The 26,979-nt window shown below is 53.4% G+C and carries 2 protein-coding genes and 6 tRNA genes; 2 read left to right on the forward strand and 6 right to left on the reverse strand.

All coding sequences use genetic code 11. The features are described 5' to 3' along the window. Positions 1-35 precede the first annotated feature (35 nt). The 6 genes from F0U83_RS06270 to F0U83_RS06295 all read right to left on the reverse strand — a co-directional run bounded on the left by F0U83_RS06270 (position 36) and on the right by F0U83_RS06295 (position 652). Positions 36-112 (reverse strand) — tRNA-Pro (locus F0U83_RS06270). 36 nt (positions 113-148) lie between these two features. Continuing rightward, a tRNA-Pro gene (locus tag F0U83_RS06275) sits at positions 149-225 on the reverse strand. Between the two features lie 37 nt (positions 226-262). Continuing rightward, positions 263-339, reverse strand: a tRNA-Pro gene (locus F0U83_RS06280). 36 nt (positions 340-375) lie between these two features. Next, positions 376-452: transfer RNA gene (locus tag F0U83_RS06285), tRNA-Pro, on the reverse strand. A 37-nt stretch (positions 453-489) separates the two neighbouring features. After that, a tRNA-Pro gene (locus F0U83_RS06290) sits at positions 490-566 on the reverse strand. Positions 567-576: 10 nt separating this feature from the next. Then, positions 577-652, reverse strand: a tRNA-Asn gene (locus F0U83_RS06295). 240 nt (positions 653-892) lie between these two features. Here F0U83_RS06295 and ycaO point away from each other — a divergent pair. Both ycaO and F0U83_RS17220 read left to right on the forward strand, forming a co-directional pair. Further along, positions 893-2,626 (forward strand): 30S ribosomal protein S12 methylthiotransferase accessory factor YcaO, encoded by a 1,734-nt coding sequence (ycaO, locus tag F0U83_RS06300; protein WP_138988723.1) that lies wholly within the window; start codon positions 893-895, stop codon positions 2,624-2,626. A 177-nt stretch (positions 2,627-2,803) separates the two neighbouring features. Continuing rightward, positions 2,804-26,953, forward strand: coding sequence for an immunoglobulin-like domain-containing protein (locus F0U83_RS17220; protein WP_150036800.1), 24,150 nt, complete (start codon positions 2,804-2,806; stop codon positions 26,951-26,953). Positions 26,954-26,979: the final 26 nt, after the last annotated feature.

The raw sequence follows: 26,979 nt of genomic DNA on the forward strand, positions 1-26,979 counted from the left end.
GTTTCTTATCTGAAAGTTTTAAACGAGGCGATTGCTGGTCGGAGCAGCAGGATTCGAACCTGCGACCCTCTGGTCCCAAACCAGATGCGCTACCAAGCTGCGCTATGCTCCGATGAAGTGTGCTATTCGAGATAACTTATGAAGATAGTGGTCGGAGCAGCAGGATTCGAACCTGCGACCCTCTGGTCCCAAACCAGATGCGCTACCAAGCTGCGCTATGCTCCGATGAAGTGTGCTATTCGAGATAACTTATTGAAGATAGTGGTCGGAGCAGCAGGATTCGAACCTGCGACCCTCTGGTCCCAAACCAGATGCGCTACCAAGCTGCGCTATGCTCCGATGAAGTGTGCTATTCGAGATAACTTATGAAGATAGTGGTCGGAGCAGCAGGATTCGAACCTGCGACCCTCTGGTCCCAAACCAGATGCGCTACCAAGCTGCGCTATGCTCCGATGAAGTGTGCTATTCGAGATAACTTATTGAAGATAGTGGTCGGAGCAGCAGGATTCGAACCTGCGACCCTCTGGTCCCAAACCAGATGCGCTACCAAGCTGCGCTATGCTCCGAACTACAGGTTGGCTCCTCGAGCTGGACTCGAACCAGCGACCAATAGATTAACAGTCTACTGCTCTACCAACTGAGCTATCGAGGAACGACTTAACCTGTGGGCGCGTATATTAGTGATGGTGGTTGACTTCGTCAAGCATATTTTCAAAAAAAACTAACAGAAAACTCCTTATTTTTAATAACCTTAAGTAGAGCTTATATTTGTATTCTGTATATGTTGGAATGCATCCTCTGAGTGAGGGTTTGGTTGTTTGCCTCTACATAAGTAACAGCTATTAATAACTAGAAGAATATTCCAGCTACTGGCGCGATTTAGAGATGTGATATGACAGTTACGATTGAGCATTCGGCAATCTTGGAAGAAGATGCTATTAAAGTAATGTCGCTTAGGCTTCGACACCTGGGGTTTGAAGTAGAAGAAGGTGAGTGGCTTAATCCTCTACCTGATATATGGTCCGTGCAGATTAGAGATAAGAGTGTTCCTTGGTTAAGAGCCAGAGGGAAGGGGATGACTCAGTCGGCAGCCTTAGTCAGTGCTTATGGTGAGTTTTTTGAGCGGTTGAGCTGCAACTATTTTTTTAAAGACCTTTTTCTTGGTCAGACGATAGCGCATTCTAGTTTTGTTCATTATCCAGATGAGCGTTGGTTTCCTTTTAGCTCTGAGGTTATTCCTGAGGGTTTGCTCGATGAGGCTACTCTCAGTCACTATAATATGGATGAAGAGCTTACGGCCTCTATGTTGGTTGATACCAATTCTGGAAATGCTGCGAGGGGGATTTGTGCTTTACCTTTTATTAGGCAGAAAACAGGTGAGACGGTCTGGTTTCCTGTCAATATTCTCAGCAATTTATATGCAAGCAATGGTATGGCTGCAGGAAGCAGCGAGTACGAGGCGAAGGTTAATGCAATTTCGGAAATCTTCGAGCGCCATATAAAGATCACTATTCTGTCGGCAGGTATTAGTTTACCGAAGATTCCTTATGATGTTCTTCAGGGCTATCCTAAAGTTTTGTCTGTTGTCGACAGACTGAGGTCTGAGGGGTTTGTAGTCTATGTATTGGATGCTTCACTTGGCGGAAAATTTCCTCTTGTTAATGTAACTTTGCTTAACCCTGAAGACGGTGGATGTATCGCGTCATTTGGTGCGCATCCAAAGTTTGCAGTTGCATTCGAACGAGCGGTAACAGAGTTATTGCAAAGTAGAAAGTTAAGTCAGTTGTCTGGATTTGCGGAGCCTTCTTTGGATCTTCAGAGAGTGGCGGATCAACATAATCTCGAGAAACATGTGGCTGATTCAAGTGGTGTTGTTTCTTGGGAGCTACTATCGTCTGATGCTGATTACCCTTTTGTTGAATGGAACGTAGAGGGTGGTCCGCGTGAGGAGTTTGAGCATCTGTGTTATCTAATTCATAAAGTGGATATGGATATCTATATCGCTGATTACCAGCACCTAGGGGTGCCATGTTGTCGTGTGGTTGTTCCGGGTATGTCAGAAGTCTATCCAGTAGAGAAGCTAATAAAGGATAACAATAATGCAGGTGCTCCGTTTCGGGTGGAGGTTTTTGAGCTTTCCAGCTTGAATTATTCGGCGCTCGCCGAGCTATCGAGACAGTTAGATCTTTTAGGGCTTAAGGATGAGTTAGAGGTTGCTAAACTTGTTGGTGTTCAGGTGTCGCGCGGAGAGGTGCTTTATGGTTTCAGAGTTGTTGAATTGAAGCTGTTATTGTCTTTAGCGCTGAATGAGCGGAAGAAAGCGTTGGAGATTTGTAAAAGAATTCTCTGTATGCAAGATCTTTCGGCGGAGAAGTCTAAGCTATATCGCTGCTTGTGTAATGTCTTAGCGTTTAAGTGTGTTGTTAATATTGCAGATACTGCTTATGAGTATGTTTTGGATGATCTCTATGGCGCGGACGTTCTAGAAAAGGCTCGGGCTATGTGCGGGGGTAAAGATGTCTTCGCAGGGTTTAAATCTATCAATATGAACTTAGATGGGCTTAAAGGTCACAAGTCGGTCTTAGAGAAGTATATGAGTCTCCAGGAGCTTAAAGGCACTAAGTAGACAGTGCTGTTGATGTTCTCTAAAGGAGGGATAAATTGACCGCTGTCAATTTATCCCTGTTAATTATCCTGCAAAACCTCAAATTTCTGCCTATCCTGTACTCGGGTACAATTCTTTTTGGAGTTGTAAGCCGTTTAAATAGACGGTAACTAGGTAAAATTTTTTTGAGGTGCTTCTATGTCAGCGGTCGTCGGTACGGTTAGTTTTTTGTCAGGCATGGTTTATGCTATTCAAGCGGACGGAACACAGCGTTTATTGATGTTAGGTGATGAGGTCTTTGCTGATGAAGTCATTAAAACCGGACCTGACGCTCAAGTAGGCATTACAATGGCCAATGGGAACCTCGTCAGCCTGTCTGGCGGGCAAAGTTGGTTTGTTGGTGCTGAGACCTACACCGAGGTTAAGGATTATCCAGTTGAAGATGCTGTAGCAACGGATGATATTGCTTCTGTGGATGCAATACAGCAAGCCATCCTTGCTGGCGTAGACCCGACGCAGGTTACTGAAGCGACCGCTGCTGGTAATGCGGCGGCTGCTGGAGGGGCAGATGGTAATGAAGGCAGTAGCTTTGAAATGATATCTAGAACTGCTGCAGAGGCTGACCCTGAAGCAGGTTATGAAACCATTGGCCTAAATGCTACGCAAAATGAAACAGTCTTCCTAAGTGAAGATGAATCGGCGGTAAGGCCGCTTCTTCGTATAGCAGATGTAACAGTAGATGAGGATGCTGGTGTGATGACGATGACCATCACGCTGTCATCTCCTGCTACCGGTGACGTTACCTTTAATTACCAGTCCTCTAATAATAGCGCGTTGTCCGGTTCAGATTATGATTCGGTATTCGGTGAGGCTACAATTCCAGCAGGCGCTACGTCTGTTACTTTAACTATTCCAATTATTGATGACGCATTTGCAGAAGATCCTGAATCTTTCTTGATGACTATCACAAACGTTTCAGACAACGTTATTGTGGAAGATGGAGAAGCTGTTGGTACCATCTTGGATGAAGCTGATGCAAGTGAAGAAGATACCGCTAACTTTACTTTGACGGGCGATGCTCAAGTTGAAGAGGGAGGCGTTGCTTCCTATACCTTAAGTGTGGATATTGCCCCAGAAACTGATGTCACTGCTACTGTGCAAACTGGCAACATTACGACAGATGATGGTGATTATGTCCCCGTATTTACCACTGTTACTATTCCAGCTGGGTCTACATCAGTAGACTTTACAGTTAATACCAATCTAGATGACGAAGTGGAGGGTAATGAAACCTTCTCTGTTACTGTGTCGTCTATTACTGGTGGTGGCTTTGAAAATATCGCTATAGACACTCCTCAAGTAGAAACCGTAATTGTTGAGCCTGTTGCGCCGCCTCCAACACCAACTACAGCGGTTGTGAGTATTACAGGTCCGGGAAGTGTAATCGAAGGCGAGACAACAACAGATTACACCGTAACGATCAGTGAGCCTCCTACAGCCCCCGTCATTGTTAACTTCAGCTATACGACAACCGATGCTGATGGTAATGATTATGTCGCGGTTAACTCAGTTGTTATTCCAGCCGGCCAAACCAGTGTTACGTTCACAATTGATACCATAGATGACGCAATTGCCGAAGGTAGTGAGGATTTCACTGTTGCTATTCAAAATGTTGTTGGCGGCGGATCAGTGGACCTCTCAGTTTCAGGCTCAGCCGGTGAAGTAACGACTAGTATTGTTGATGAAACAGTTTCTGGACCTGAAGATACAGCTTTAGTTTCTATCACCGGTGCCCAGTCTATTACGGAAGGTGATACGTCGGCTCCTTTTACTGTCAGTGTTAATCAGCCTGCAGGCGATGTTACTTCACCAATTACGGTATCGCTTGTTTATACTGGAGTGGCAGTCGATGGTACGGACTTTACAGGTGTGGCCGAAGTAACTATTCCAGCTGGAAGTAATAGTATTGATTTTACTGTTGATACGCTTGCTGACTCGTTAGTGGAGGGTAGTGAAAGCCTCATTATTACTATTGGGTCTATCAACGACACTAACTTTGAAAACATTGAGGCAGACCCGTCTGCTGAGAGCGTTAGCAGCAGTATCGTTGAAAGCAGTGGTGTTCAGATTTCAGTTAACGATGTTACCGTTAATGAAGATGCCGGTAGCATGACCTTCACGGTCACCCTGAGTAATCCAAGCACCTCACCGGTTACGGTGGATTATGCAACCCAAGATGGCACTGCAACGGCAGGGTTTGACTATGGTGCGGTATCCGGTACCCTGACCTTTGCACCAGGTGTGACGAGCCTGACGGTCACGATCCCCGTGGCGGATGACTTCATTGCCGAAGGGGGCGAGACACTGGATCTGGTGTTAAGTAACCCAACGAACGCTACGATCACAGATGATGTAGGCTTAGGTATCATCCAAGATGAACCAACCCCAGGCCCAGCGGATACCATCAATGTCACCTTAAGTGGCCCAGCGACGGTTGCCGAAGGCGCGACAGCGACGTACACCGTCACCTTAAGTGCAGCAGCGATCACCGACATGGTGGTTGATGTTGTGACCGGCCATGTCACCACCGATAATGGCGACTTGGTGCCAGTGACACAGCAAGTGACGATCGCGGCAGGTACAACCACGGCAACACTGGATGTTACCAACATCGATGATGCCTATGCTGAAGGTGCTGAAGACTACACCGTTACCTTAACCGGCTCCTTCGGTGGCGGCGGTTTTGAAGCGGTGAATATCGACACCACACCGGTGACGACCACCATCAATGACAACAGCCCAACCAATCCGGGTGTTGAGCCGGATGCTGAAGTGATCAACATCACCCTGACAGGGGACAGCGATGTTGCCGAAGGGGGAACAGCGACATACACCATCCACTTCGATCAGCCGACGGCAACGCCAATGGACATCGAAGTAGTCACCGGCCATATCACCACCGAAGATGGCGACCTGGTACCGACGACGTTCACCGTAACGGTACCGGCGGGGGTCACCAGCCACGACTTCACGGTGAGTAATAACGATGATAACTTGGAAGAAGGTGATGAAGACTACAGCGTAGCGCTGACTGGTGTGACCAGCGGCGGTGGTTTTGAAACTGTTAATGTGGATACAACACCTGCATCATCAACAATAGTTGATGATGAAACCTTGTCGATTCGTGTGAACGACGTCACCGTTAACGAAGATGCGGGTATCCTGACCTTCACGGTAAGCTTAAGCGTACCGACGACGGCGGATGTCACCTTCGACTACGCGACAGCGGATAACGGCAGTGCGTTAGCCGGCAGTGACTACACAGCGGTCAGCGGCAGTGCAACGATCCCGGCAGGCAGCACGCAAGTCACGATCGACGTACCGATCACCGACGACGTGTATCTGGAAAACCCAGAGACCTTCCTGATCAACCTGACCAACATCAGCAGTGGTGTGGTGGTGAGCGATGCGCAAGGCCAAGGAGCCATCCTAGACGATAGCAGCACTTCACCGGAGACCAGCACCCTAACGCTCACCTCAACACCGAGCGTCCAAGAAGGTGGCACGATCACCTACACGGTTGACGTTGACAATGCACCGGTTGGCAGCCCCTTAGTGGTGACACTGGATAATGGCGCCATCATTACGATCCCTGTCGGTGCGACCACTGGCAGCGTTGATGTGACCGCACCGGATGATGTCTATGTAGACCCGGATACCGATATTGTTGTGGGTATTACCAGTGCGACGGGCGGTGAATACGAAGCCCTGGATACCAGTGATACTACGACAACCGTGCTAAGCGACGACAGCGACACCACCACGGTGACGTTGGAAGCGACGCCTGCGGTTGAAGAGGGCGGCACCATCACGTACACCGCGACAGTAGACAATGCCCCAGAAGACACCCCACTGGTGATCACGCTGGACAACGGCGCGACCATCACCATCCCGGTGGGCGGTACGACCGGCAGTGTAGACGTAACAGCACCGGATGACGTCTATGTCGACCCGGATAGCGATATTGTTGTGGGCATCAGCAGCACGACCGGTGGCAACTACGAGAACGTAGATATCACCGATACTGCAACCACGGTACTCAGTGATGACAGCGACCTCACCACGTTGAGCCTCAGCGGCGCGACCACGGTGGCAGAAGGTGGCGATGCGACCTACACCCTAACCCTGAGCAACCCGGCTGAAACCGACATGACGGTTGACGTGGTCACCGGCCATATCACCACAGACGATGGCGACCTGATACCGACGACCATCACGGTTAATGTACCGGCTGGTGCGAGCACGGTTGACTTCACGGTGAGCAACAACCAAGACACCTTAGCCGAAGGCAACGAGAACTACAGCGTCGCCCTAACCGGCACGTTCACGGGCGGTAACTTCGAAAACCTCAGTGTAGATACCACCCCGGTAACGACCACGATCATCGATGACGAAGGCACGCCATCGCTGACGATCAACGACGTCACCGTCGATGAATCGGCAGGCACGATGACCTTCACCGTCACCCTCAGCACCGCCTCCAGTGGCGATGTAAGCTTCAGCTACGCCTCTGCTGATAATGGCAGTGCGTTGGCGGGCGACGACTACACGGCGGTAAGTGGAACCGGCACAATCACAGCGGGTCAGACCACGACCACCATCACGGTGCCGATCCTGGATGACAACATTGATGAAACGGCCGAGACCTTCCAGCTGAACCTAACGGCGGTAACGTCAGGAGATGCCCAGATCGCCGATGGTCAAGGTATCGGTACCATCACCGACGAACCGACCCCAGGACCAGAAGACACGGTTCTGGTATCGATCAGTGGCGACACCTCGGTAGAAGAAGGTGAAGCGCCCGCGGCGTATGTAATTACTGTGAGCGAAGCGCCACTGGTCGACATGACGGTCGACATCACCTACAGCTACCTCAGTGCAGAGACAGGTGACATCGTAGCGGCGACCACGCAGGTAACGATCCCAGCGGGCAGCACCAGCGTACCGTTTACGGTAGCAACGGTGGATGATGCGTATGCTGAAGGCGCGGAAGACTTTGCGGTGACGATCAGCAACCCAAGCAGCGGCGGCTTTGAAGCAGCGGCGGTGAACCCCGCGGCTGCGAGTGTCACGACCACGATCAACGACGAAAGCTCACCGACCTCCGAAGACACGGCAACGATCAGCCTTGCGGGAGATAACAGTGTAATCGAAGGTAATGTAGCGACCTACACAGTTAGCGTAGACCGTATACCGTTAACGGATATGGTGGTGAGTGTCCAAACGGGCCATGTCACGACAGAAGATGGCGACTATGTACCGTTGCTGACGACGGTAACGATCCCGGCGGGCCAGCAAACGGTCAGCTTCACAGTTACGACGACAGACGACAACTTAGCGGAAGCGACAGAGAGCTACACGGTAACGATGACGAATGTCACGGGCGGTGGGTTCGAGAACACGGTGCTGGGTGTAAGTCAGGTGACGACGGTGATTACGGATGAGCCTGTACCAACGGATCCGGATGCAGACACCGCGATCGTGAGCCTAGTCGGCCCGGGCAGTGTTGTGGAAGGCGAAGTGACCACGGACTACACCGTGAGCATCACCGAAGCACCGACGGAAGACCTAGTGGTGACGTTTGATTACACCACCACGGATGCGGATGGTAACGACTACGTGGCCGTGGGATCTGTGACGATCCTAGCGGGTCAGACCAGCGCGACCTTCCCGATCAGCACGATTGACGACAACTTGGCCGAAGGCAGTGAAGACTTCACCGTCTCCATCGCCAGCGTCGGCAACGGCGGTCTGGAAGATGTGCGCATCTCCACGACCGAGAACAGCGTCACGACCACCATTACCGATGAAACCGTACCAACGGATCCGGATGCAGACACCGCGATCGTGAGCCTAGTCGGCCCGGGCAGTGTTGTGGAAGGCGAAGTGACCACGGACTACACCGTGAGCATCACCGAAGCACCGACGGAAGACTTAGTGGTGACGTTTGATTACACCACCACGGATGCGGATGGTAACGACTACGTGGCCGTGGGATCTGTGACGATCCTAGCGGGTCAGACCAGCGCGACCTTCCCGATCAGCACGATTGACGACAACTTGGCCGAAGGCAGTGAAGACTTCACCGTCTCCATCGCCAGCGTCGGTAACGGCGGTCTGGAAGATGTGCGCATCTCCACGACCGAGAACAGCGTCACGACCACCATTACCGATGAAACCGTACCAACGGATCCGGATGCAGACACCGCGATCGTGAGCCTGGTTGGCCCGGGCAGTGTTGTGGAAGGCGAAGTGACCACGGACTACACCGTGAGCATCACCGAAGCACCGACGGAAGACTTAGTGGTGACGTTTGATTACACCACCACGGATGCGGATGGTAACGACTACGTGGCCGTGGGATCTGTGACGATCCTAGCGGGTCAGACCAGCGCGACCTTCCCGATCAGCACGATTGACGACAACTTGGCCGAAGGCAGTGAAGACTTCACCGTCTCCATCGCCAGCGTCGGCAACGGCGGTCTGGAAGATGTGCGCATCTCCACGACCGAGAACAGCGTCACGACCACCATTACCGATGAAACCGTACCAACGGATCCGGATGCAGACACCGCGATCGTGAGCCTGGTTGGCCCAGGTAGTGTTGTGGAAGGCGAAGTGACCACGGACTACACCGTGAGCATCACCGAAGCACCGACGGAAGACCTAGTGGTGACGTTTGATTACACCACCACGGATGCGGATGGTAACGACTACGTGGCCGTGGGATCTGTGACGATCCTAGCGGGTCAGACCAGCGCGACCTTCCCGATCAGCACGATTGACGACAACTTGGCCGAAGGCAGTGAAGACTTCACCGTCTCCATCGCCAGCGTCGGCAACGGCGGTCTGGAAGATGTGCGCATCTCCACGACCGAGAACAGCGTCACGACCACCATTACCGATGAAACCGTACCAACGGATCCGGATGCAGACACCGCGATCGTGAGCCTGGTTGGCCCGGGCAGTGTTGTGGAAGGCGAAGTGACCACGGACTACACCGTGAGCATCACCGAAGCACCGACGGAAGACCTAGTGGTGACGTTTGATTACACCACCACGGATGCGGATGGTAACGACTACGTGGCCGTGGGATCTGTGACGATCCTAGCGGGTCAGACCAGCGCGACCTTCCCGATCAGCACGATTGACGACAACTTGGCCGAAGGCAGTGAAGACTTCACCGTCTCCATCGCCAGCGTCGGTAACGGCGGTCTGGAAGATGTGCGCATCTCCACGACCGAGAACAGCGTCACGACCACCATTACCGATGAAACCGTACCAACGGATCCGGATGCAGACACCGCGATCGTGAGCCTGGTTGGCCCAGGCAGTGTTGTGGAAGGCGAAGTGACCACGGACTACACCGTGAGCATCACCGAAGCACCGACGGAAGACCTGGTGGTGACGTTTAGCTATACCGTAACGGATGCCGATGGCACAGACTACGATCAAGTGGGTTCCGTGACGATCTTAGCCGGTACGACCAGCACGACTTTCACGATTAACACCATCGATGACAACATTGCCGAAGGTGATGAAGACTTCACGGTCAGCATTGACACCTTAACGAACGGTGGCTTAGAAGATGTACGTGCTTCAACCACCGAGAACAGCGTCACGACGACCATCAGTGACGAGCCGGTACCGACGGATCCGGATGCTGATACAGCCATCGTGCGTTTAGTCGGCCCGTTAAATGTTGTAGAAGGCTCGACCACTACAGACTACTCTGTGAGCATTACGCAAGCGCCAGAAACCGACTTGGAAGTCACCTTTAGCTACACGACTACCGATGCGGATGGTAACGACTACGTGGCCGTGGGATCTGTGACGATCCCAGCAGGTCAAACGACAGCGACCTTTGCGATCGATACGCTCGATGATAACGTAGTAGAAGGTGATGAAGACTTCACCGTCTCTATCAATACCATCCAGAATGGTGGCTTGGAAGATGTTCGCATCTCCACCACACAGAACAGCGTTACCACGACGATCGAAGACAATGATACGGTTGGCATCAGTGTTAACGACGTTACCGTTAATGAAGATGACGGTAGCATGACCTTCACGGTCACCCTGAGTAATCCAAGCACCTTGCCGGTTACGGTGGATTATGCGACTCAGGATGGCACCGCAACGGCGGGTCTGGATTATACGGCCGTTTCTGACACCCTGACCTTTGCACCAGGTGTGACGAGCCTGACGGTCACGATTCCTGTGGCGGATGACTTCATTGCCGAAGGTGGCGAGACACTGGATCTGGTGTTAAGTAACCCAACGAACGCTACGATCACAGATGATGTGGGCTTAGGTATCATCCAAGATGAACCAACCCCAGGCCCAGCGGATACCATCAATGTCACTTTAAGTGGCCCAGCGACGGTTGCCGAAGGCGCGACAGCGACGTACACCGTCACCTTAAGTGCAGCAGCGATCACCGATATGGTGGTTGATGTTGTGACCGGCCATGTCACCACCGATAATGGCGACTTGGTGCCGGTGACACAGCAAGTGACGATCGCGGCAGGTACAACCACCGCGACACTGGATGTGACAAATACCGATGACGCCTATGCAGAAGGCGCCGAAGACTACACCGTTACCTTAACCGGCTCCTTCGGTGGCGGCGGTTTTGAAGCGGTAAATATCGACACCACACCGGTGACGACCACCATCAATGACAACAGCCCAACCAACCCGGGTGTTGAGCCGGATGCGGAAGTGATCAATATCACCCTGACAGGGGCCAGCGATGTTGCCGAAGGGGGTACAGCGACGTACACCATCCACTTCGATCAGCCGACGGCAACGCCAATGGACATCGAAGTGGTCACCGGCCATATCACCACCGAAGATGGCGACCTGGTACCGACGACGTTCACCGTAACGGTGCCGGCGGGGGTCACCAGCCACGACTTCACGGTGAGTAACAATGACGACAACCTCTCAGAAGGTGATGAAGACTACAGCGTAGCGCTAACTGGCGTGACCAGCGGCGGTGGTTTTGAAACCATCAATGTGAATACCGGTGCCGTGACTACCACCATCACCGATGATGAAGTGCTATCAATCAGCGTGAACGACGTCACCGTTAACGAAGATGCGGGTATCCTGACCTTCACGGTAAGCTTAAGCGTACCGACGACGGCGGATGTCACCTTCGACTACGCGACAGCGGATAACGGCAGTGCGTTAGCCGGCAGTGACTACACCGCGGTCAGCGGCAGTGCAACGATCCCGGCAGGCAGCACACAAGTCACGATCGACGTACCGATCACCGACGACGTGTATCTGGAAAACCCAGAGACCTTCCTGATCAACCTGACCAACATCAGCAGTGGTGTGGTGGTGAGTGACGCGCAAGGCCAAGGAACCATCCTAGACGATAGCAGCACTTCACCGGAGACCAGTACTCTGACGCTTACTTCAACGCCGAGCGTCCAAGAAGGTGGCACGATCACCTACACGGTTGACGTTGACAATGCACCGGTTGGCAGCCCCTTAGTGGTGACACTGGACAATGGCGCCATCATTACGATCCCTGTCGGTGCGACCACTGGCAGCGTTGATGTGACCGCACCGGATGATGTCTATGTAGACCCAGATACCGACATTGTTGTGGGTATTACCAGTGCGACGGGCGGTGAATACGAAGCCCTGGATACCAGTGATACCACGACAACCGTGCTAAGCGACGACAGCGACACCACCACGGTGACGTTGGAAGCGACGCCTGCGGTTGAAGAGGGCGGCACCATCACGTACACCGCGACAGTAGACAATGCCCCAGAAGACACCCCACTGGTGATCACGCTGGACAACGGCGCGACCATCACTATCCCGGTGGGCGGTACGACCGGCAGTGTAGACGTAACAGCACCGGATGACGTCTATGTCGACCCGGATAGCGATATTGTTGTGGGCATCAGCAGCACGACCGGTGGCAACTACGAGAACTTAGACACTACTGACACAGCCACTACGGTACTCAGTGATGACAGTGACCTCACCACGTTGAGCCTCAGCGGCGCGACCACGGTGGCAGAAGGTGGCGATGCGACCTACACCCTAACCCTGAGCAACCCGGCTGAAACCGACATGACGGTTGACGTGGTCACCGGCCATATCACCACAGACGATGGCGACCTGATACCGACGACCATCACGGTTAATGTACCGGCTGGTGCGAGCACGGTTGACTTCACGGTGAGCAACAACCAAGACACCTTAGCCGAAGGCAACGAGAACTACAGCGTCGCCCTAACCGGCACGTTCACGGGCGGTAACTTCGAAAACCTCAGTGTAGATACCACCCCGGTAACGACCACGATCATCGATGACGAAGGCACGCCATCGCTGACGATCAACGACGTCACCGTCGATGAATCGGCAGGCACGATGACCTTCACCGTCACCCTCAGCACCGCCTCCAGTGGCGATGTAAGCTTCAGCTACGCCTCTGCTGATAATGGCAGTGCGTTGGCGGGCGACGACTACACGGCGGTAAGTGGAACCGGCACAATCACAGCGGGTCAGACCACGACCACCATCACGGTGCCGATCCTGGATGACAACATTGATGAAACGGCCGAGACCTTCCAGCTGAACCTAACGGCGGTAACGTCAGGAGATGCCCAGATCGCCGATGGTCAAGGTATCGGTACCATCACCGACGAACCGACCCCAGGACCAGAAGACACGGTTCTGGTATCGATCAGTGGTGACACCTCGGTAGAAGAAGGTGAAGCGCCCGCGGCGTATGTTGTCACTGTGAGTGAAGCGCCACTGGTCGACATGACGGTCGACATCACCTACAGCTACCTCAGTGCAGAGACAGGGGACATCGTAGCGGCGACCACGCAGGTAACGATCCCGGCGGGCAGCACCAGCGTACCGTTCACGGTCGAAACGGTGGACGATGCGTATGCTGAAGGTGCGGAAGACTTTGCGGTGACGATCAGTAACCCAAGCAGCGGCGGCTTTGAAGCAGCGGCGGTGAACCCCGCGGCTGCGAGTGTCACGACCACGATCAACGACGAAAGCTCACCGACCTCCGAAGACACGGCAACGATCAGCCTTGCGGGAGATAACAGTGTAATCGAAGGTAATGTAGCGACCTACACAGTTAGCGTAGACCGTATACCGTTAACGGATATGGTGGTGAGTGTCCAAACGGGCCATGTCACGACAGAAGATGGCGACTATGTACCGTTGCTGACGACGGTAACGATCCCGGCGGGCCAGCAAACGGTCAGCTTCACAGTTACGACGACAGACGACAACTTAGCGGAAGCGACAGAGAGCTACACGGTAACGATGACGAATGTCACGGGCGGTGGGTTCGAGAACACGGTGCTGGGCGTAAGTCAGGTGACGACGGTGATTACGGATGAGCCTGTACCAACGGATCCGGATGCAGACACCGCGATCGTGAGCCTAGTCGGCCCGGGCAGTGTTGTGGAAGGCGAAGTGACCACGGACTACACCGTGAGCATCACCGAAGCACCGACGGAAGACCTAGTGGTGACGTTTGATTACACCACCACGGATGCGGATGGTAACGACTACGTGGCCGTGGGATCTGTGACGATCCTAGCGGGTCAGACCAGCGCGACCTTCCCGATCAGCACGATTGACGACAACTTGGCCGAAGGCAGTGAAGACTTCACCGTCTCCATCGCCAGCGTCGGTAACGGCGGTCTGGAAGATGTGCGCATCTCCACGACCGAGAACAGCGTCACGACCACCATTACCGATGAAACCGTACCAACGGATCCGGATGCAGACACCGCGATCGTGAGCCTGGTTGGCCCGGGCAGTGTTGTGGAAGGCGAAGTGACCACGGACTACACCGTGAGCATCACCGAAGCACCGACGGAAGACCTAGTGGTGACGTTTGATTACACCACCACGGATGCGGATGGTAACGACTACGTGGCCGTGGGATCTGTGACGATCCTAGCGGGTCAGACCAGCGCGACCTTCCCGATCAGCACGATTGACGACAACTTGGCCGAAGGCAGTGAAGACTTCACCGTCTCCATCGCCAGCGTCGGTAACGGCGGTCTGGAAGATGTGCGCATCTCCACGACCGAGAACAGCGTCACGACCACCATTACCGATGAAACCGTACCAACGGATCCGGATGCAGACACCGCGATCGTGAGCCTGGTTGGCCCAGGCAGTGTTGTGGAAGGCGAAGTGACCACGGACTACACCGTGAGCATCACCGAAGCACCGACGGAAGACCTGGTGGTGACGTTTAGCTATACCGTAACGGATGCCGATGGCACAGACTACGATCAAGTGGGTTCCGTGACGATCTTAGCCGGTACGACCAGCACGACTTTCACGATTAACACCATCGATGACAACATTGCCGAAGGTGATGAAGACTTCACGGTCAGCATTGACACCTTAACGAACGGTGGCTTAGAAGATGTACGTGCTTCAACCACCGAGAACAGCGTCACGACGACCATCAGTGACGAGCCGGTACCGACGGATCCGGATGCTGATACAGCCATCGTGCGTTTAGTCGGCCCGTTAAATGTTGTAGAAGGCTCGACCACTACAGACTACTCTGTGAGCATTACGCAAGCGCCAGAAACCGACTTGGAAGTCACCTTTAGCTACACGACTACCGATGCGGATGGTAACGACTACGTGGCCGTGGGATCTGTGACGATCCCAGCAGGTCAAACGACAGCGACCTTTGCGATCGATACGCTCGATGATAACGTAGTAGAAGGTGATGAAGACTTCACCGTCTCTATCAATACCATCCAGAATGGTGGCTTGGAAGATGTTCGCATCTCCACCACACAGAACAGCGTTACCACGACGATCGAAGACAATGATACGGTTGGCATCAGTGTTAACGACGTTACCGTTAATGAAGATGACGGTAGCATGACCTTCACGGTCACCCTGAGTAATCCAAGCACCTTGCCGGTTACGGTGGATTATGCGACTCAGGATGGCACCGCAACGGCGGGTCTGGATTATACGGCCGTTTCTGACACCCTGACCTTTGCACCAGGTGTGACGAGCCTGACGGTCACGATTCCTGTGGCGGATGACTTCATTGCCGAAGGTGGCGAGACACTGGATCTGGTGTTAAGTAACCCAACGAACGCTACGATCACAGATGATGTGGGCTTAGGTATCATCCAAGATGAACCAACCCCAGGCCCAGCGGATACCATCAATGTCACTTTAAGTGGCCCAGCGACGGTTGCCGAAGGCGCGACAGCGACGTACACCGTCACCTTAAGTGCAGCAGCGATCACCGATATGGTGGTTGATGTTGTGACCGGCCATGTCACCACCGATAATGGCGACTTGGTGCCGGTGACACAGCAAGTGACGATCGCGGCAGGTACAACCACCGCGACACTGGATGTGACAAATACCGATGACGCCTATGCAGAAGGCGCCGAAGACTACACCGTTACCTTAACCGGCTCCTTCGGTGGCGGCGGTTTTGAAGCGGTAAATATCGACACCACACCGGTGACGACCACCATCAATGACAACAGCCCAACCAACCCGGGTGTTGAGCCGGATGCGGAAGTGATCAATATCACCCTGACAGGGGCCAGCGATGTTGCCGAAGGGGGTACAGCGACGTACACCATCCACTTCGATCAGCCGACGGCAACGCCAATGGACATCGAAGTGGTCACCGGCCATATCACCACCGAAGATGGCGACCTGGTACCGACGACGTTCACCGTAACGGTGCCGGCGGGGGTCACCAGCCACGACTTCACGGTGAGTAACAATGACGACAACCTCTCAGAAGGTGATGAAGACTACAGCGTAGCGCTAACTGGCGTGACCAGCGGCGGTGGTTTTGAAACCATCAATGTGAATACCGGTGCCGTGACTACCACCATCACCGATGATGAAGTGCTATCAATCAGCGTGAACGACGTCACCGTTAACGAAGATGCGGGTATCCTGACCTTCACGGTAAGCTTAAGCGTACCGACGACGGCGGATGTCACCTTCGACTACGCGACAGCGGATAACGGCAGTGCGTTAGCCGGCAGTGACTACACCGCGGTCAGCGGCAGTGCAACGATCCCGGCAGGCAGCACACAAGTCACGATCGACGTACCGATCACCGACGACGTGTATCTGGAAAACCCAGAGACCTTCCTGATCAACCTGACCAACATCAGCAGTGGTGTGGTGGTGAGTGACGCGCAAGGCCAAGGAACCATCCTAGACGATAGCAGCACTTCACCGGAGACCAGTACTCTGACGCTTACTTCAACGCCGAGCGTCCAAGAAGGTGGCACGATCACCTACACGGTTGACGTTGACAATGCACCGGTTGGCAGCCCCTTAGTGGTGACACTGGACAATGGCGCCATCATTACGATCCCTGTCGGTGCGACCACTGGCAGCGTTGATGTGACCGCACCGGATGATGTCTATGTAGACCCAGATACCGACATTGTTGTGGGTATTACCAGTGCGACGGGCGGTGAATACGAAGCCCTGGATACCAGTGATACCACGACAACCGTGCTAAGCGACGACAGCGACACCACCACGGTGACGTTGGAAGCGACGCCTGCGGTTGAAGAGGGCGGCACCATCACGTACACCGCGACAGTAGACAATGCCCCAGAAGACACCCCACTGGTGATCACGCTGGACAACGGCGCGACCATCACTATCCCGGTGGGCGGTACGACCGGCAGTGTAGACGTAACAGCACCGGATGACGTCTATGTCGACCCGGATAGCGATATTGTTGTGGGCATCAGCAGCACGACCGGTGGCAACTACGAGAACTTAGACACTACTGACACAGCCACTACGGTACTCAGTGATGACAGTGACCTCACCACGTTGAGCCTCAGCGGCGCGACCACGGTGGCAGAAGGTGGCGATGCGACCTACACCCTAACCCTGAGCAACCCGGCTGAAACCGACATGACGGTTGACGTGGTCACCGGCCATATCACCACAGACGATGGCGACCTGATACCGACGACCATCACGGTTAATGTACCGGCTGGTGCGAGCACGGTTGACTTCACGGTGAGCAACAACCAAGACACCTTAGCCGAAGGCAACGAGAACTACAGCGTCGCCCTAACCGGCACGTTCACGGGCGGTAACTTCGAAAACCTCAGTGTAGATACCACCCCGGTAACGACCACGATCATCGATGACGAAGGCACGCCATCGCTGACGATCAACGACGTCACCGTCGATGAATCGGCAGGCACGATGACCTTCACCGTCACCCTCAGCACCGCCTCCAGTGGCGATGTAAGCTTCAGCTACGCCTCTGCTGATAATGGCAGTGCGTTGGCGGGCGACGACTACACGGCGGTAAGTGGAACCGGCACAATCACAGCGGGTCAGACCACGACCACCATCACGGTGCCGATCCTGGATGACAACATTGATGAAACGGCCGAGACCTTCCAGCTGAACCTAACGGCGGTAACGTCAGGAGATGCCCAGATCGCCGATGGTCAAGGTATCGGTACCATCACCGACGAACCGACCCCAGGACCAGAAGACACGGTTCTGGTATCGATCAGTGGTGACACCTCGGTAGAAGAAGGTGAAGCGCCCGCGGCGTATGTTGTCACTGTGAGTGAAGCGCCACTGGTCGACATGACGGTCGACATCACCTACAGCTACCTCAGTGCAGAGACAGGGGACATCGTAGCGGCGACCACGCAGGTAACGATCCCGGCGGGCAGCACCAGCGTACCGTTCACGGTCGAAACGGTGGACGATGCGTATGCTGAAGGTGCGGAAGACTTTGCGGTGACGATCAGTAACCCAAGCAGCGGCGGCTTTGAAGCAGCGGCGGTGAACCCCGCGGCTGCGAGTGTCACGACCACGATCAACGACGAAAGCTCACCGACCTCCGAAGACACGGCAACGATCAGCCTTGCGGGAGATAACAGTGTAATCGAAGGTAATGTAGCGACCTACACAGTTAGCGTAGACCGTATACCGTTAACGGATATGGTGGTGAGTGTCCAAACGGGCCATGTCACGACAGAAGATGGCGACTATGTACCGTTGCTGACGACGGTAACGATCCCGGCGGGCCAGCAAACGGTCAGCTTCACAGTTACGACGACAGACGACAACTTAGCGGAAGCGACAGAGAGCTACACGGTAACGATGACGAATGTCACGGGCGGTGGGTTCGAGAACACGGTGCTGGGCGTAAGTCAGGTGACGACGGTGATTACGGATGAGCCTGTACCAACGGATCCGGATGCAGACACCGCGATCGTGAGCCTAGTCGGCCCGGGCAGTGTTGTGGAAGGCGAAGTGACCACGGACTACACCGTGAGCATCACCGAAGCACCGACGGAAGACCTAGTGGTGACGTTTGATTACACCACCACGGATGCGGATGGTAACGACTACGTGGCCGTGGGATCTGTGACGATCCTAGCGGGTCAGACCAGCGCGACCTTCCCGATCAGCACGATTGACGACAACTTGGCCGAAGGCAGTGAAGACTTCACCGTCTCCATCGCCAGCGTCGGTAACGGCGGTCTGGAAGATGTGCGCATCTCCACGACCGAGAACAGCGTCACGACCACCATTACCGATGAAACCGTACCAACGGATCCGGATGCAGACACCGCGATCGTGAGCCTGGTTGGCCCGGGCAGTGTTGTGGAAGGCGAAGTGACCACGGACTACACCGTGAGCATCACCGAAGCACCGACGGAAGACCTAGTGGTGACGTTTGATTACACCACCACGGATGCGGATGGTAACGACTACGTGGCCGTGGGATCTGTGACGATCCTAGCGGGTCAGACCAGCGCGACCTTCCCGATCAGCACGATTGACGACAACTTGGCCGAAGGCAGTGAAGACTTCACCGTCTCCATCGCCAGCGTCGGTAACGGCGGTCTGGAAGATGTGCGCATCTCCACGACCGAGAACAGCGTCACGACCACCATTACCGATGAAACCGTACCAACGGATCCGGATGCAGACACCGCGATCGTGAGCCTGGTTGGCCCAGGCAGTGTTGTGGAAGGCGAAGTGACCACGGACTACACCGTGAGCATCACCGAAGCACCGACGGAAGACCTGGTGGTGACGTTTAGCTATACCGTAACGGATGCCGATGGCACAGACTACGATCAAGTGGGTTCCGTGACGATCTTAGCCGGTACGACCAGCACGACTTTCACGATTAACACCATCGATGACAACATTGCCGAAGGTGATGAAGACTTCACGGTCAGCATTGACACCTTAACGAACGGTGGCTTAGAAGATGTACGTGCTTCAACCACCGAGAACAGCGTCACGACGACCATCAGTGACGAGCCGGTACCGACGGATCCGGATGCTGATACAGCCATCGTGCGTTTAGTCGGCCCGTTAAATGTTGTAGAAGGCTCGACCACTACAGACTACTCTGTGAGCATTACGCAAGCGCCAGAAACCGACTTGGAAGTCACCTTTAGCTACACGACTACCGATGCGGATGGTAACGACTACGTGGCCGTGGGATCTGTGACGATCCCAGCAGGTCAAACGACAGCGACCTTTGCGATCGATACGCTCGATGATAACGTAGTAGAAGGTGATGAAGACTTCACCGTCTCTATCAATACCATCCAGAATGGTGGCTTGGAAGATGTTCGCATCTCCACCACACAGAACAGCGTTACCACGACGATCGAAGACAATGATACGGTTGGCATCAGTGTTAACGACGTTACCGTTAATGAAGATGACGGTAGCATGACCTTCACGGTCACCCTGAGTAATCCAAGCACCTTGCCGGTTACGGTGGATTATGCGACTCAGGATGGCACCGCAACGGCGGGTCTGGATTATACGGCCGTTTCTGACACCCTGACCTTTGCACCAGGTGTGACGAGCCTGACGGTCACGATTCCTGTGGCGGATGACTTCATTGCCGAAGGTGGCGAGACACTGGATCTGGTGTTAAGTAACCCAACGAACGCTACGATCACAGATGATGTGGGCTTAGGTATCATCCAAGATGAACCAACCCCAGGCCCAGCGGATACCATCAATGTCACTTTAAGTGGCCCAGCGACGGTTGCCGAAGGCGCGACAGCGACGTACACCGTCACCTTAAGTGCAGCAGCGATCACCGATATGGTGGTTGATGTTGTGACCGGCCATGTCACCACCGATAATGGCGACTTGGTGCCGGTGACACAGCAAGTGACGATCGCGGCAGGTACAACCACCGCGACACTGGATGTGACAAATACCGATGACGCCTATGCAGAAGGCGCCGAAGACTACACCGTTACCTTAACCGGCTCCTTCGGTGGCGGCGGTTTTGAAGCGGTAAATATCGACACCACACCGGTGACGACCACCATCAATGACAACAGCCCAACCAACCCGGGTGTTGAGCCGGATGCGGAAGTGATCAATATCACCCTGACAGGGGCCAGCGATGTTGCCGAAGGGGGTACAGCGACGTACACCATCCACTTCGATCAGCCGACGGCAACGCCAATGGACATCGAAGTGGTCACCGGCCATATCACCACCGAAGATGGCGACCTGGTACCGACGACGTTCACCGTAACGGTGCCGGCGGGGGTCACCAGCCACGACTTCACGGTGAGTAACAATGACGACAACCTCTCAGAAGGTGATGAAGACTACAGCGTAGCGCTAACTGGCGTGACCAGCGGCGGTGGTTTTGAAACCATCAATGTGAATACCGGTGCCGTGACTACCACCATCACCGATGATGAAGTGCTATCAATCAGCGTGAACGACGTCACCGTTAACGAAGATGCGGGTATCCTGACCTTCACGGTAAGCTTAAGCGTACCGACGACGGCGGATGTCACCTTCGACTACGCGACAGCGGATAACGGCAGTGCGTTAGCCGGCAGTGACTACACCGCGGTCAGCGGCAGTGCAACGATCCCGGCAGGCAGCACACAAGTCACGATCGACGTACCGATCACCGACGACGTGTATCTGGAAAACCCAGAGACCTTCCTGATCAACCTGACCAACATCAGCAGTGGTGTGGTGGTGAGTGACGCGCAAGGCCAAGGAACCATCCTAGACGATAGCAGCACTTCACCGGAGACCAGTACTCTGACGCTTACTTCAACGCCGAGCGTCCAAGAAGGTGGCACGATCACCTACACGGTTGACGTTGACAATGCACCGGTTGGCAGCCCCTTAGTGGTGACACTGGACAATGGCGCCATCATTACGATCCCTGTCGGTGCGACCACTGGCAGCGTTGATGTGACCGCACCGGATGATGTCTATGTAGACCCAGATACCGACATTGTTGTGGGTATTACCAGTGCGACGGGCGGTGAATACGAAGCCCTGGATACCAGTGATACCACGACAACCGTGCTAAGCGACGACAGCGACACCACCACGGTGACGTTGGAAGCGACGCCTGCGGTTGAAGAGGGCGGCACCATCACGTACACCGCGACAGTAGACAATGCCCCAGAAGACACCCCACTGGTGATCACGCTGGACAACGGCGCGACCATCACTATCCCGGTGGGCGGTACGACCGGCAGTGTAGACGTAACAGCACCGGATGACGTCTATGTCGACCCGGATAGCGATATTGTTGTGGGCATCAGCAGCACGACCGGTGGCAACTACGAGAACTTAGACACTACTGACACAGCCACTACGGTACTCAGTGATGACAGTGACCTCACCACGTTGAGCCTCAGCGGCGCGACCACGGTGGCAGAAGGTGGCGATGCGACCTACACCCTAACCCTGAGCAACCCGGCTGAAACCGACATGACGGTTGACGTGGTCACCGGCCATATCACCACAGACGATGGCGACCTGATACCGACGACCATCACGGTTAATGTACCGGCTGGTGCGAGCACGGTTGACTTCACGGTGAGCAACAACCAAGACACCTTAGCCGAAGGCAACGAGAACTACAGCGTCGCCCTAACCGGCACGTTCACGGGCGGTAACTTCGAAAACCTCAGTGTAGATACCACCCCGGTAACGACCACGATCATCGATGACGAAGGCACGCCATCGCTGACGATCAACGACGTCACCGTCGATGAATCGGCAGGCACGATGACCTTCACCGTCACCCTCAGCACCGCCTCCAGTGGCGATGTAAGCTTCAGCTACGCCTCTGCTGATAATGGCAGTGCGTTGGCGGGCGACGACTACACGGCGGTAAGTGGAACCGGCACAATCACAGCGGGTCAGACCACGACCACCATCACGGTGCCGATCCTGGATGACAACATTGATGAAACGGCCGAGACCTTCCAGCTGAACCTAACGGCGGTAACGTCAGGAGATGCCCAGATCGCCGATGGTCAAGGTATCGGTACCATCACCGACGAACCGACCCCAGGACCAGAAGACACGGTTCTGGTATCGATCAGTGGTGACACCTCGGTAGAAGAAGGTGAAGCGCCCGCGGCGTATGTTGTCACTGTGAGTGAAGCGCCACTGGTCGACATGACGGTCGACATCACCTACAGCTACCTCAGTGCAGAGACAGGGGACATCGTAGCGGCGACCACGCAGGTAACGATCCCGGCGGGCAGCACCAGCGTACCGTTCACGGTCGAAACGGTGGACGATGCGTATGCTGAAGGTGCGGAAGACTTTGCGGTGACGATCAGTAACCCAAGCAGCGGCGGCTTTGAAGCAGCGGCGGTGAACCCCGCGGCTGCGAGTGTCACGACCACGATCAACGACGAAAGCTCACCGACCTCCGAAGACACGGCAACGATCAGCCTTGCGGGAGATAACAGTGTAATCGAAGGTAATGTAGCGACCTACACAGTTAGCGTAGACCGTATACCGTTAACGGATATGGTGGTGAGTGTCCAAACGGGCCATGTCACGACAGAAGATGGCGACTATGTACCGTTGCTGACGACGGTAACGATCCCGGCGGGCCAGCAAACGGTCAGCTTCACAGTTACGACGACAGACGACAACTTAGCGGAAGCGACAGAGAGCTACACGGTAACGATGACGAATGTCACGGGCGGTGGGTTCGAGAACACGGTGCTGGGCGTAAGTCAGGTGACGACGGTGATTACGGATGAGCCTGTACCAGGGCCTGAAGATACAGCACTTGTCTCCATTGTTGGCGATCAAACTATCATCGAAGGTAATACTTCAACGGTTTATACCGTCAGCGTTGACCAAGCGGCATCGGATGTAACCACGCCAATAACGGTAGCGCTTGTATATAGCGGCGTAGCGATTGATGGTACTGACTTTACAGGGGTTGCTAATGTAACAATTCCTGCGGGCAGCAACAGTGTCGATTTCACAATTGATACCTTAGATGACAATCTGGCTGAAGGCTCTGAAGTCTTTACGATCACGCTAGGTGCGATTACCGACACTAACTTTGAAGCGATCGAACCGGATAGTGTTAACAATAGTGTTGATACGACAATTACGGATAACGATGTTGTTGGCATCAGCGTCAACGACGTTACCGTTAATGAAGATGACGGTAGCATGACCTTTACGGTCACCCTGAGTAATCCAAGTACCTCACCGGTTACGGTGGATTATGCGACTCAGGATGGCACCGCAACGGCGGGTCTGGATTATACGGCTGTATCTGACACTCTGACCTTTGCGCCGGGAGTCACTAGCTTAACTGTTACAGTACCTGTAACAGATGATTTCATTGCAGAAGGTGCAGAGACACTGGATCTAGTGTTAAGTAACCCAACGAACGCTACGATCATAGATAATGTGGGCTTGGGTACTATTCTTGATGAGCCTGTTGGTTCAGAGGACGCTGCCTTAGTATCTATTACCGGCGATCAAACGATTGTGGAAAGCGAGCTTTCTGCAGTTTATACCGTGAGCGTCAATAGGCCAGCAAGTGAGGTTACAACACCGATCACTGTGGCTCTAACCTATTCTGGTGTTGCAATTGATGGTACAGACTTTACAGGTGTAGCAAGTGTTACCATCCCTGCAGGTAGTAATAGCGTTGACTTCAATATCCAGACACTGGATGACGTGTTTGCCGAGGGTAGTGAAAGCTTCACAATTACCTTAGGCACCATTACAGACGGTAACTTTGAGGCGATTTCGGCAGATCCTTCTGCTAATAACGTGCTCAGCAATATTATTGATGAGCCAACCCCAGGGCCAGAAGATACAGTAACTGTTAATTTGACGGGGCCAACTTCTGTCCCTGAAGGTGATGTTGCAACTTACACAGTAACGTTGACGGAAGAAGCGGTTACGGATATGACGCTGAACGTTACTCTTACTCATATTGATACGGTGACGGGTGACATCTCTTCCTATGACACTACTGTTACAGTAGCAGCGGGTAGTTCTACTGGAACCTTCGATGTGAACACACAGGATGATTTCTTCGACGAAGGAACAGAGGACTACAATGTCTCCATTAGCCTGCCAGCTGTTGTTGGTGGAGGTTTTGAGAATGTTGTTGTAGGGACAGACTCTCAAACCACCGGCATCATTGATAATGATACAACGCCGATTATTGTTACACCGGGCGAAGCTCACGTATCTGAAGAAGGATTTGATATTGCGCTTGGCTTCTTTGATCAGGGGATTCCAGATGGAGTGGGTTCAGTTGACCAAACAGACTCGGCATCTGCTAGTGGAACAATTTCTGCGACGGATGCGGACGGTGGTGTATTAAGCTATACCTTGGATCTTCCTACAGGCCCAAGTGCTAATTTGTCCTCAGGTGGCGAGGCTGTCACGTGGGCATTGACAGATAGCCAAACATTGGTAGGTAGCACTTCTCAAGGTGATGTGATCAGGGTAACTATTGATAATAACGGTAACTATGATGTGGATCTTTTAAGGCAGATTGATCATACCGATCCGACCCAAGAAGATACTGAAGTAGTTGAAGTACCTGTTATCGTCAGTGATGGTACCAATAGCTCTTCAACTAACCTGACAGTCGTTATCGAAGATGACTCTCCAACGACAGGAGGTTTGGTACAAACAGTCCACGTGCCGATCGATACGATCAGCGTCACAGGCTTGCAGGCAGGCTTTATTAACTCAGTTGCTAGTGATGGTACATCAACTTCAATAACTAATATTGAGTTAAATGATGGAGATGCGCTTACTGATCAACTTGAGTGGGGTACAGCAGCGTCTTCTGCTGGTCGTTCTGGTTATGTCTTTGTTGATGACACAGGGCTTAAAACAGGTGAGTTGGTAACGACGAATTCAATATTTGAAGTAGGTCAATTTACCCATAATAACTTCCCGGTTTTTGCACCAAGTTTGGATACTACGGTATTAAGCGTTAACTTTACTGTTAATGTGAATGGTGTTGATAATCCGCTTAATATGCTAATTAACCTAGACCATAACGAAACACCAAATAATGGAGCTGATCCACGAGATATCATTACGATTTCTGGATCTAGTCAGTCGTTTACGGTTGATGGGCAAGACTATGAAGTTGTAATTCGAGGCTTCTCTGCAAACCCTGGTGACACTCCTGTGACACAAATATTTACGGACGAGAACGCAGCGAATACCTTTACTCTGTATGCGGAAATCGTTTCTACGGATCCATTACCAAGTATATCGGGCAATGTAACATCCAAATCGGGTGCTGATGGTATTGATACAGTTGTTTGGGGATCAACCAGCAGTAGCTATGGCACGATGGCCGTTAATTCCGATGGTAGTTATGACTTCACTGTGAATCGAGCGACTAAAGACTCATTAGCGCCTGATGAAGTTATCACCGAGAGTTTCAGTTACACGGTAACGGATAATGATGGTGATACTGCAACGTCATCTGTAACCATTTTGATTGCTGGTGCTACAGTGGTTGCTGGCGCTACATCCGGTAATGACACTTTAACTGGAACGAGTAATGCGGACTTCTTGATAGGGATTGGTGGCAATGACATTCTAACCGGTGGTGATGGCGATGATGTCTTCCAGTGGCTCCAAGGTGATACAGGGTCTGATACCGTTACTGACTTTGCGGTTTACCAAAATGTCGGCGATGAGCGTGATGTTCTGGATCTCAGTGATTTGTTGCAGGGTGAAAGCCATGATCTAAATACGTTAACGAACTACTTAAGCTTCTCACAGCAAGGTTCTGATACGTTGATTGAGGTCAGCAGCTCTGGTACTGGAGGACCTGATCAAACTATTCTGCTTCAGAATGTTGATTTGGGCGCCGGTGTTAGAACTGATGCGGAAATTATTCAAGAGTTGCTGGATAACAACCAGCTGATTGTTGATTAATCATGCTTAACACTTAGCGAGAAGCT

This window comes from Neptunomonas concharum (genome assembly GCF_008630635.1).
GTDB classification, from domain to species: Bacteria; Pseudomonadota; Gammaproteobacteria; order Pseudomonadales; family Balneatricaceae; genus Neptunomonas; species Neptunomonas concharum.

Bases quoted from the DNA above. Each gene is read 5' to 3' on its own strand.
- ycaO (WP_138988723.1), top strand. From the start codon at position 893: ATGACAGTTACGATTGAGCATTCGGCAATCTTGGAAGAAGATGCTATT.
- F0U83_RS17220 (WP_150036800.1), top strand. From the start codon at position 2,804: ATGTCAGCGGTCGTCGGTACGGTTAGTTTTTTGTCAGGCATGGTTTAT.